Annotated in this window: 12 protein-coding genes and 1 pseudogene; 7 read left to right on the top strand and 6 right to left on the bottom strand. The window is 65.3% G+C overall.

Annotated features, from left to right (window positions below):
- From LQT98_RS12610 to gstA, 4 genes and pseudogenes are all read left to right on the top strand, one after another.
- Positions 1 to 295: pseudogene (locus tag LQT98_RS12610) on the top strand (hypothetical protein); the annotation flags it as partial.
- 64 nt (positions 296 to 359) lie between these two features.
- Positions 360 to 644 (top strand): VF530 family protein, encoded by a 285-nt coding sequence (locus LQT98_RS12615; RefSeq protein ID WP_048408527.1) that lies wholly within the window; start codon positions 360 to 362, stop codon positions 642 to 644.
- Between the two features lie 82 nt (positions 645 to 726).
- Entirely contained in the window at positions 727 to 1,296 is a 570-nt protein-coding gene (locus tag LQT98_RS12620; RefSeq protein ID WP_231462638.1) for a DUF4337 domain-containing protein, read from the top strand.
- Positions 1,297 to 1,416: 120 nt separating this feature from the next.
- Positions 1,417 to 2,028 (top strand): glutathione transferase GstA, encoded by a 612-nt coding sequence (gstA, locus tag LQT98_RS12625; RefSeq protein ID WP_048408525.1) that lies wholly within the window; start codon positions 1,417 to 1,419, stop codon positions 2,026 to 2,028.
- A gap of 83 nt (positions 2,029 to 2,111) precedes the next feature.
- Here the strand turns inward: gstA and LQT98_RS12630 are convergent, their stop codons facing one another.
- On the bottom strand, positions 2,112 to 2,651 hold the full coding sequence (locus LQT98_RS12630) for an NAD(P)H-dependent oxidoreductase (protein WP_231462639.1): 540 nt from the start codon (positions 2,649 to 2,651) through the stop codon (positions 2,112 to 2,114).
- A 103-nt stretch (positions 2,652 to 2,754) separates the two neighbouring features.
- Between LQT98_RS12630 and LQT98_RS12635 the strand changes: the two genes are divergently transcribed.
- Both LQT98_RS12635 and LQT98_RS12640 read left to right on the top strand, forming a co-directional pair.
- The gene (locus tag LQT98_RS12635) at positions 2,755 to 3,078 is read left to right on the top strand and encodes a winged helix-turn-helix transcriptional regulator (protein ID WP_231462640.1); all 324 of its coding nucleotides are present in this window, start codon (positions 2,755 to 2,757) and stop codon (positions 3,076 to 3,078) included.
- A gap of 34 nt (positions 3,079 to 3,112) precedes the next feature.
- Entirely contained in the window at positions 3,113 to 5,020 is a 1,908-nt protein-coding gene (locus tag LQT98_RS12640) for a bifunctional 2',3'-cyclic-nucleotide 2'-phosphodiesterase/3'-nucleotidase (RefSeq protein ID WP_231462642.1), read from the top strand.
- 16 nt (positions 5,021 to 5,036) lie between these two features.
- Here the strand turns inward: LQT98_RS12640 and speD are convergent, their stop codons facing one another.
- Genes speD through LQT98_RS12665 form a run of 5 tightly spaced genes read right to left on the bottom strand, consistent with a single transcriptional unit; the run spans position 5,037 to position 8,536 of the window.
- Positions 5,037 to 5,423, bottom strand: a complete 387-nt coding sequence (speD, locus tag LQT98_RS12645; RefSeq protein ID WP_231462644.1) for an adenosylmethionine decarboxylase — start codon at positions 5,421 to 5,423, stop codon at positions 5,037 to 5,039.
- Entirely contained in the window at positions 5,420 to 5,584 is a 165-nt protein-coding gene (locus LQT98_RS12650) for a hypothetical protein (protein WP_231462646.1), read from the bottom strand. The genes speD and LQT98_RS12650 overlap by 4 nt, the downstream gene beginning before the upstream one ends.
- Positions 5,585 to 5,590: 6 nt before the next feature.
- Positions 5,591 to 7,057 carry a DUF4178 domain-containing protein gene (locus tag LQT98_RS12655; RefSeq protein ID WP_231462648.1) on the bottom strand — a complete coding sequence of 489 codons (1,467 nt, stop codon included), beginning with the start codon at positions 7,055 to 7,057 and terminating at the stop codon, positions 5,591 to 5,593.
- Positions 7,058 to 7,065: 8 nt separating this feature from the next.
- Complete coding sequence (locus LQT98_RS12660; RefSeq protein ID WP_331282546.1) at positions 7,066 to 8,094, bottom strand: SPFH domain-containing protein; 1,029 nt, start codon at positions 8,092 to 8,094, stop codon at positions 7,066 to 7,068.
- Between the two features lie 40 nt (positions 8,095 to 8,134).
- Positions 8,135 to 8,536: a DUF350 domain-containing protein gene (locus LQT98_RS12665; RefSeq protein ID WP_048408518.1), complete on the bottom strand. Its 402-nt coding sequence runs from the start codon at positions 8,534 to 8,536 to the stop codon at positions 8,135 to 8,137.
- 92 nt (positions 8,537 to 8,628) lie between these two features.
- Here LQT98_RS12665 and LQT98_RS12670 point away from each other — a divergent pair, with 92 nt between their 5' ends.
- Positions 8,629 to 10,140, top strand: coding sequence for a polyamine aminopropyltransferase (locus tag LQT98_RS12670; RefSeq protein WP_231462652.1), 1,512 nt, complete (start codon positions 8,629 to 8,631; stop codon positions 10,138 to 10,140).
- Positions 10,141 to 10,272 lie beyond the last annotated feature (132 nt).

Consider the following 10,272-nt stretch of genomic DNA (forward strand, 5'->3'; position numbering starts at 1 on the left):
GCAGTTCAAGCAGGCGGTGCGACGCCAGACCGGGTTGGGGCGCAACGATGAGAAACGGGCGCTGGCGACGCTGGAGCAACTGCTGCCCACCGATCAGCAGCGCCGCTTCGCGCTGGAACTGGCGATTCTGCTATTGCAGGCGGCCGGCCCCATCAGCCAGGAAAAGCAGCAGCGGCTAGGCCGGCTGGCGCTGGCGATGGGGGTAGCGCAGCGCAACGGCGGCGTGGCGGCGGAAACGGTCAAGCCGGCGACCAAGCGCGCGCCGCGTCAGCGCAAGCCCAAGCCGGCGGCCTGAGCGCGGCTTTGCCGCGGCGCCGGCGCGGGGTACACTGCGCCGGCCCAAGCCAGAGAACACATGCATGAACGCAAGCCAAGCCAATAATCCCACCCACGGCGTCACGCTGGAGCAGATGCTGAACCAGCTGGTCGGCCACTACGGCTGGCCGGAGCTGGGCCGGCGCATCCAGATCCGCTGCTTCAATCACGATCCCAGCGTCAAATCCAGCCTGGCCTTCTTGCGCCGCACCCCGTGGGCGCGCCAGCAGGTGGAAGACTTGTTCGTGGCGCTGAAGACCCGGCCGCAGGCGGCCGCCGGTTCCGGAACGGACTCCCGTCCGCGGCTGTTTTCCAAAAAATCGTCCTGACGATCCATTGTCCCTGTCCACGGTTTGACGCTGTATTGCGTTATGGCGATGGGAACCCCCTATCGTCAGCCGGGAGCGTGAGATGGAACTGGAAATCAGCGTGGAAGCGGAGAAGAAGTACTTGAACAGCCTGGTGGCGCTGACCGTGGTGCTGTTGTCGGTGTTCATGGGGCTGGGCAAGCTGAAGGACGACAATATCGTGCAGGCGCGCCAGCTATTGAAGGCGGACGCGGTGGACAGCTGGTCCGAATACCAGTCCAAGAAGATCAAGCAGCACCTGGCGGAAAGCAGCCAGCGCCAGACGCGCTTGCTGGCGCTGGCCAATCCGGCGGCGGCGGCGGCCTTGCGGCCGGAGCAGGCGGCGATTCAACACGATATCGCCCGCTACGCGGCGGAGGCGCAGGCCTTGCAGCTCAAGGCCAAGGCCAAGGAGCAGGGCTTCGAGGAGTTGAACGCGCGCCATGAGCTGTTCGACGTCAGCGACGCCGGCCTGTCCATCGCCGTCGCCTGCGCCGCGGTGGCGGCGCTGGCCGCCAATTTCATTCCGCTATTGTGCGCCTGGGGTTTTGGCGCGCTGGGCGTGTTTTTCTGGGTGGCGGGTTTCGCCGGCTGGAACATTCATCCGGGCTGGATCGTTTCCCTGCTGGGCTGAGTCTCCGCGACAGCGGCCCTATCGGCGGCAGGGTTGCAAGCGTCATTGATTTGGCTCAGGCTGTCGGGGTTTTCGCATGCAGTGTGTTTTGTTCTGAATGATCCTGACAGGAGATGAACGATGAAACTGTATTTGTCCCCCGGCGCCTGCTCGCTGTCGCCGCATATCGTGTTATTCGCCAGCGGCCTGCCGTTTGAAACCGAGAAGGTCAATCTCAAGGTGCAGCCGCATCTGACCGAGGGCGGGGTGGATTTCTCCACCATCAATCCGCGCGGCTATGTGCCGGCCTTGCTGCTGGACAACGGCGAACTGCTGGCCGAGGGCGTGGCCATCGTGCAATACCTGGCGGACCAGGTGCCGGCCAAGCAATTGGCGCCGGCCAATGGCACGCTGGAGCGCTATCGGCTGCAGGAATGGCTGAACTATATCGCCACCGAGGTGCACAAGGGCTTCTCGCCGCTGTTCTATCCCAATAGCGATGAACTCAAGCAGCAGACCTGGGACAAGCTGACCCGCCGCCTGGGGCTGGTGGAGCAGCAGCTGGCGAAAACGCCGTATCTGCTGGGCGAGCGTTTCAGCGTGGCCGACGCCTATCTGTTCACCTGCCTGAACTGGGCGCAGTTCGTGCAGCGCTCGCTGGGCGATTTCCCGGCGCTGATCGATTTCCAGAAACGCGTGGCGGCGCTGCCCTTCGTGCAGCAGGCCTTGAAAGCGGAAGGCTTGCTGGAATAATTCCAACTGGAACAGGAATAAGTTCGCTGTTCCAGACAAGATCATGCCCGGCTTCGGCCGGGCATTTTTCATCGCGGGTGGATTTATACTGCCTCGGCCTGCAGGTGCCGCAGATACGCGTCCGCGCTGGCCTCGATCTCGGCATCGCTCAGATCGTGCTCGGCGCCGTGCAGCGCGAAGCCGGGCAGCCATTCGGCGCGGAGGTAGCGGCAGGTCAGCTCGAACGGCCGCAGCACTTCCTCCATCCGGTACCGATAGCGGCCGTCGGGCGCGAAGTCCCGCTCGCGTATGCCGGTGGATACCGCCACGCTGATGCGCTTGTCCCGCATGCGCCAGTCTTCCGGCCATGCGCCGATGGCGAAGCCCTCGTCCAGCACCTGGTCCTGCCAGGTTTTCAACAGCGGCGGCGAACTGAACCAGTACAGCGGGAATTGCAGCACGATGCGTTGGTGGCAGTTCAGCAGCGCTTGCTCGCGCGCCACGTCGATCTTGCCGTCCGGATAGGCCTGATAGAGCGAGTGCACGGTGTAGCGTTCCGGATGCCGGCTCAGCGCGGCCATCCAGCGGCGGTTGATGCGGGATTGTTCCAGATCGGGGTGGGCAACGATGATCAGGGTTTTCATGGCGCTTCCTGTAAAATGGGAGCGGCCATGCTAACAATGGATCAAGCTGTTGATAAGTATGCACTTTTTTGTTTCATAAGCACCAAAAGGTAACCGTGCCCGCATGAGCGAACTGAATTTTCCCATCGACGCCACCGTGCGGCTGGTGGGCGGCAAATGGAAGTGCGCGATCCTGTGCCATTTGTCCGAGGACAGCCGGCGCACCGGCGAACTGCGCCGCTTGCTGGGCGGGGTGTCGCAGAAGGTGCTGACCGAGCAGCTGCGCGAACTGGAGCGCGACGGCCTGATCACGCGCACGGTTTACGCGGAGGTGCCGCCGCGGGTGGACTACCGGCTGACCGAGCTGGGCGACACGCTGCGGCCGGTGATAGACGCGATGTGCGCCTGGGGCGCTTTCTATCTGGAGCGGCCGACGGCGGGCGTATAATGCGGGCGCGATAAAACCAGAAAAAGGCTGTCCCGTGAAACTTGCGCCTCTCCTCGTCTCCTCCCTGTTGGCCGCGCTGGCCGCAAACGGCTGGGCCGCCCCGCTGAAACTGCGGGTGCTGGAAACCTCCGACGTGCACATGAACCTGCTGGATTACGACTACTACCAGGACAAGCCGACGCAGGATTTCGGCCTGGCGCGCGCGGCGACGCTGATCCGCGCGGCGCGGCAAGAGGCGCGCAACAGCCTGCTGATAGACAACGGCGATCTGTTGCAGGGCAATCCCTTGGGCGATCTGGTGGCCAAGGTTCAGCCGCTGCGCGCTGGCGAGGTTCATCCCGCCTACAAAGTGCTTAACTGGCTGGGTTACGACGCCGGCAATATCGGCAACCACGAATTCAATTACGGCTTGCCCTTTCTCGGCCAGGCGCTGAAGACGGCGGCCTTTCCCTACGTCAACGCCAATGTGGTGGACGCCAGGACCGGTCAGCCCTATTTCCAGCCCTATGTGCTGCTCAAGCGCGAATTCAAGGACGAGGACGGCCAGCCGCAGACGCTTAACATCGGCGTGATCGGCTTTGTGCCGCCGCAGATCATGCAGTGGGACAAGGCCAATCTGCAGGGCAAGGTGGAGGTGAGGGACATCGTCGACACCGCGCGCCGCTATCTGCCTGAACTGAAGCAGAAGGGCGCCGACATCGTGATCGCGGTGCCCCATTCCGGTTTCGAAAAAGGCGATAGCGCGCGCTTCGCCGAGAACTCGGTGGCCGGCCTGGCCGAGGTGGCCGGCATCGACGCCATCCTGTTCGGCCACGCCCACGCGGAATTCCCGTCTTCCGCCTTCGCCGGCTATCCCAAGGTGGACCTGGCCGCCGGCACCATCAACGGCGTGCCGGCGGTGATGCCGGGACGCTGGGGCGATCATATCGGCGTGGTGGACCTGGTGCTGGAGCGCGGCGACGGCGGCTGGAAAGTCAGCGGCAAACAGGCCGGCCTGCGCGCCATCTACGACAAGCAGGCCAAGAAATCGCTGGCGGCCGCCGAGCCCAAGGTGGCCGAGCTGATCGCCGCCGAGCATCGCCGGACGCTGGACTATGTGCGCGGCAAGGTGGCGGAAACCCGCGCGCCTATCTACAGCTACTTCGCCCAGGCGGCGGACGATCCCTCGGTGCAGATCGTGGCCGAGGCCCAGGCCTGGTATGTGAAGAACGCGGTCAAGGGCACCGAGTACGAAGGCTTGCCGGTCTTGTCCGCCGCCGCGCCGTTCAAGGCCGGCGGCCGCCAGGGCTGGAATTACTACACCGACATCCCGGCCGGCCCGCTGGCGATCCGCAATCTGGCCGATCTCTACATCTATCCCAATACGCTGAAGGCGGTGAAGGTCAGCGGTCGCGAAGTGCGCGAATGGCTGGAGATGTCGGCCGGGCAGTTCCTGCGCGTCGATCCCAAGGGAGCCAAGAGCCAGCCGTTGCTGAACCCTGAATTCCGCTCCTACAACTTCGACAGCATCGCCGGCGTCAGCTATGAGATCGACGTCAGCCGGCCGGCGCGCTACGACGCCGACGGCAAGCTGGCGGCGCCGGACAGCCATCGCATCGTCAAGTTGAGCTATCAGGGCAAGCCGATAGACGAGAACGCCAGCTTCCTGGTGGCCACCAACAACTACCGCGCCTCCGGCGGCGGCCATTTCCCCGGCATCGACGCCAGCCGCGTGGTGGTGGATTCGCCGGATGAAAACCGCGCGGCGGTGGCGGCCTATCTGGCCGAGCGCAAGGTGGTGAACCCGGCGGCCAAGCCGGCCTGGCGCATCCAGCCGGTGGCCGGCGTCGCGATGCGTTTCGACACCGGCGCCGGCGCGCTGCGCTATCTGGCGCGCCAGCCGCAGTTCCGCCTGGCGGCGGAGCATGGCGACGGTTCGGTGAGCCTGGAGCTGGTGGAGTAGTTGTCGTTAACGTCCCTCATTCCCTTATGGGAGGGGGCTTGGAGAGAGGGGCAAGAGGATCTCCGCGTCTATGCAGCTGGCTGTGGACCTCGGCCGGTTGCAGCGCCTCGCGCAGCCGCGCCAGCGCGGCGTCGATGCGGGCCTGGCCGCACATGAACAGGTCCAGCGCGGCGTAGCCGTGTTCCGGCCAGGTGTGGATGCTGAGGTGGGATTCCATCAGCAGCAGGATGCCGGTGACGCCCTGGGCCTCGCCGAAGTGGTGGACGTGGCCGGCCAGCACGGTGGCGCCGGCGGCCTGCGCCGCCTGGCGCAGCGCCTGTTCCACCCGGGCCGGATCGCTGAGGCGCTGCGGCGGGCAGCCGTGAAAATCCGCCAGCAGATGCCGGCCAATCGCCGTCTTCATTTATGGCCGCCGCCGCCGCTGCCCCAGCCGGAGGAGCCGCCGCCGCTACCGCTGCTCCAACTGCGGGAGCTGGAGGCGCGGCTGTCCATATTGGAAAAATTGAGCATGGTGGTGATCACGATCACCAGCAGGCAAAATGCTTTATAGAGTCCTGGCGACATCGGCATTCATTCCTTCTGCTTGAGCGGTATCGCCAGCACGCAGCAGGCGAAGAAGCAGATCAGCAGACCATCGCCGATATCCTGGCTCAGGAAGGCCAGCGGCAGATTGATCAATAACAGCACCAGGCCGAATTTGACGGCGATGGCCTTCAAATCCCCGCCGTCGTCCTCGGCGGCGGAAAAGCCCGGCTCTATCGGCGTGGCGCTGCCGAACCAGCGGCCGACCTCGACCGAGGTGGCCAGGCTGCTGCAGCTCCAGGTCAGTTCCTGCGCCGACAGCTCGCGCGACAAGCGCTTCTGGCCGCCGGAGATCTGGTATTCGCTGAGCTGCACCTGGTCGCCCAGCTTGGCGCGCCAGGGGAAGGCGCCGGCGGCGTAGACGACGCGGGCGGCGTAGTCGGGATAGGCGCGCTGATAGGCCTTGTTGCCCAGCATCGCGTAATCGGCGCGCAAGCTGTCCACCCACACGTCCATCAACTCGCCGATGAACCAGCCGTCGCCGCTTTCCACCAGCCAGCGGAAGCCCTTGTCCACGTTGTAGAGCAGGTATTCGCACCAGCGGCTGTCGGGGTCCTCTGCCTCGGCCCACACCAGCGCGCCGGTCAGCGTCCATGGCAGCTTGTCTATGGTGGCGGTCTTGCCCAGTTCCAGCGTCAGCGGCGTGTCCAACTGCTGTTGCGCGGCGCCCAGCGCCAATGCGCGGTCGCCGCTGGCGTCCACCTGGGCGTGGCAGTGGCCGCAGACCAGTTGGGTGGCGGTGCCGGCGCGGTAGCTCAGCGGCGCGGCGCAGGACGGGCATTCCAGCGAGGCGACGCTGCCTTTCAGCTTGCCGGTGGCCTCTTCTATCATCCGCGTGTCGCGCAGCCGCTCCATGCGCAGTTGCGGCAGGGTGACGGCGTTGCCGAGGAAGAGCTGGGGGTGTTGTGGATCGTCGGAGTAATCCAGCGTCAGGAATTGCGCCTGGCGGCGCGCGTCCACCACCTTGGCCTGCCAGCCGGCGCCCACCTGGAACGGCAGTTCGCCCTCGCCGGCGGTGCACTCGGCGGTGCGCACATCGGAAATCACGAAATCGGCATCGCCGTGACGGAAGACCGCGCCGGGTTGCTGACTGTCGAAGTCGCCGGCTTCCTGCACCGCGCCGCCGGCCAGCGTCAGCGTGTACTGGCCGACGCTTTCCGACAGCCAGCCGTCGCCGCCGTCGTCGAACAGCAAATACCATTCGTTCCACAGGCCGGCGTCGTAGCGCAGCTGGATGCGGCCGACGACGTTGAAGCCGCGGCCCAGGTACTGGCCGCAGCTGGTGATCTGCAGCGGCGAGTAATCATTGAGCAGCGCCGCCATCTTGCCGATGTCGCGCACGCTGTCCGCGTCGCGCAGCAGCGTGCTCTGGCAATAGGCGCACACCGCCATGGCGGAGGCTTCGGACTTGAACTCGACATCGGCGCCGCAGGAGGGGCAGGCAATACGGTACATGCGCTAGCTTAGCCCACCAGTTTCTTCAGCACGTCGGCCTTGGCCGCGTCGTAATCCGCCTGCGTGATCAGACCCTGATCCAGCAGGCCCTTGAGCTGGGCCAGCTTGGCTTGCGGATTGTCCGCCGCAGGCGCGGCGGCTGGCGTTGCCGGCGCGGCTTGCACGGCGGGGGCCTCCGGCTGCACCGCCTGCTGCATGGCCTGGCCCATCAATTGGCCGACGCCGACGCCGGCCGCCAGCCCGGCGCCCAGGCCGGCGATGCCGCCCTCGTTCTGCGCCGCCAGCGGAATGCTTTCCGCCGCCTGGTAGCGGGTGTACTGGTTGAGATCACCGGCCATGCCCATGGCGATGCGCTTGTCTATGGCTTTTTGCAGCTCTTCCGGCAGCGAGATGTTTTCCACCGCGAAGCTGTCCAGCGCCAGGCCCAGGCGCTGGAAAACCGGGACCAGCGCCTCGCGGATCTTGTCCGCCATCAAGCCCTGATTGCCGGCCATGTCGAGGAAGGGCACGCCGCTGCCGCCCAGCACGCTGCTCATGGTGGCCACCACCTGGTTGCGCAGCTGTTGTTCCAGTTCGTCGCGGGTATAGCTGTCGCGGGTGCCGCTGACCTCGGTGAAGAACAGGCGCGGATCGGCCACGCGGTAGGAATAGACGCCGAAGGCGCGCAGCCGCACCATGCCGAAGTCCTGGTCGCGTATCGTCAGCGGCTGGGCGGTGCCCCATTTGCGGCCCAGTTGCAGCCGGGTGCTAAAGAAGTGCACATCGGATTTGAAGGGGGATTCGAACAGCTTGTCCCAGTTCTTCAGATAGGTCAGCACCGGCAGGGTCTGGGTGGTCAGCTTGTACATGCCGGGTTCGAACACGTCGGCGATCTTGCCTTCGTTGATGAACACCGCCGCCTGCGATTCCCGCACCGTCAGGCTGCCGCCGTACTGGATCTCGTTGTCCTGCATCGGATAACGCCAGGCCAGCACGCCGTCTTCCTGTTCTTGCCACTCCAGGATGTCGATGAACTGCTTCTTGATGAAAGACATCAGGCTCATAGTGTCTGCTCCAATTGAAAAGGCGCGGCCGGGTTCAGGACAGGCTGCCGGCGTTGATCAGGCCCACCGCCAGGTGGATGGATCCGGCCAGGATGCCCATCGCCAGATTATTGTCTATCAGCGCGCGGCTCAGATCCTTCAGACAGCGCGCCACCACCATGTGGACGACGATCTGCACCAGCATGGCCAGCAGCGCCCACAGCATGAAGCTGTTCCAGTTGTTCAGGTGCCAGGCGCTGGAGGCCAGCGTCAGCGAGAAGCCCAGCAGCGCGCCGGCGAAGGACACCGCGGCGGCGTGGCCGTTGTCGCGGATCAGCTTCAGCTCGTCTATCGGGGTGACCCAGCAATAGATCACCGCGAACAGCGCCAATAGCGCGAGGCCGCTGCCCATATAAGTCAGGTAGGCGAGCAGGGCGGGCAGGAAGGCGGCAATCATGGTCGGGCGTCCTTTGTCGGTGCGGTGCGCGCACGGCGGTAGGCCGTGGGCTGGGGCATAATGGCGGCTATTCTACCCACAATGACAATCCAATGCGAAATCGCTTGCTGATAGTATCGGTGTTTATCGTGGCCTCCTGCGGGCTGGCCTACGAGCTGATCACCGGCGCGCTGGCCAGCTACCTGCTGGGCGACTCAGTGCTGCAATTCTCTTCCATCATAGGCTGTTACCTGTTCGCGATGGGGGTGGGCTCCCATCTGTCCAAATACGTGAAGGACGAGCGGGTGCTGGACGCCTTCATCGAGATCGAGCTGCTGGTCGGCCTGATCGGCGGCGTGTCCGCCGCCGTGCTGTTCCTGGTGTTCGCCTGGGCCGGCGAGCCGTTCCGCCTGGTGCTCTACGGTCTGGTGTTCGTGATCGGGGTGCTGGTGGGCATGGAGATCCCGCTGGTGATGCGGGCGATGAACCAGCGTCAGGCCAGCTTTTCCGAGCTGGTCAGCCAGGTGCTGACTTTCGACTACCTGGGCGCGCTGGCGGTGTCGCTGCTGTTCCCGCTGGTGTTGGCGCCCAGGCTGGGCCTGTCGCGCAGCGCGCTGCTGTTCGGCTTGCTCAACGCCGGCGTGGCCTTGTGGGCCTGCCGCGCCTTCCGCCACGAATTGCGCCGGCCCGGCCTGCAACTGGCGCGCAGCGGCGTGGTCTTGCTGCTGCTGATCGGCGGTTTTCTGGCCTCCGACCAACTGACGCGCTGGAGCGAGAAAGCGGTGTACGGCGACGAGATCATCCACGCCGAAACCACGCCCTATCAACGGCTGGTGATCACCAAGTGGAAGAGCGATCTGCGGCTCTACATCAATGGCAATCTGCAATTCTCCAGCCGCGACGAACACCGTTACCACGAGGCGCTGGTGCATCCGGTGCTGGCCAAGCTGCCGTGGGCGCGCAATGTGCTGGTGCTGGGCGGTGGCGACGGCCTGGCGGTGCGCGAGATGCTGAAATACCGCAATATCCAGCACATCACCCTGGTGGACCTGGACCCGGCGATGACCCGGCTGTTCAGCCGCTCCGAGCCGCTGCGCGCCTTGAACCAGGGCTCCCTGACCGATCCGCGCGTCACCGTGGTCAACGACGACGCCGCGCGCTGGCTGGAGCAGGACCATGGCAGTTTCGACGCCGTCATCGTCGATTTCCCGGACCCGTCCAATTTCGCCTTGGGCAAATTGTATTCGGTGCCGCTGTACCGGCTGCTGGCGCGCCACCTGGCGGAAAACGGCCTGGCGGTGGTGCAGTCCACCTCGCCGATGCACGCGCCGCGCTCGTTCTGGAGCGTGGACGCCACCTTGCGCGCCGCCGGCCTGCACACCACGCCCTACCATGCCTATGTGCCGTCCTTCGGCGAATGGGGCTTCATCATCGCGTCCAAGAAGCCCGGCTACACGCCGCCGGAAGGCTATACGGTGCCGCTGCGTTTCCTGGACAAGGAGGCCACGCGCCAGATGTTCTTCTTCCCGCCGGACATGCCGCGCTGGAAGGTGCTGCCCAATGAGCTGAACAATCAGCAATTGGTGCACTACTTCGAGCAGGACTGGTCGCAGGTGCTGCGTTGATGCGCCGGCGCGAGGTGTTGCAACTGGCGGCGGCGCTGGCCGGCCTGCCGGCGTTGTCCGGCTGTGAGCGGGTGTTGCGGCTGGGCCTGCCCTTGCGGCTGAACCGGCCGGGCATGGCCGCCGGCCACCGGC

Source organism: Chromobacterium aquaticum, from assembly GCF_021129195.1.
Taxonomy (GTDB): Bacteria; Pseudomonadota; Gammaproteobacteria; order Burkholderiales; family Chromobacteriaceae; genus Chromobacterium; species Chromobacterium aquaticum.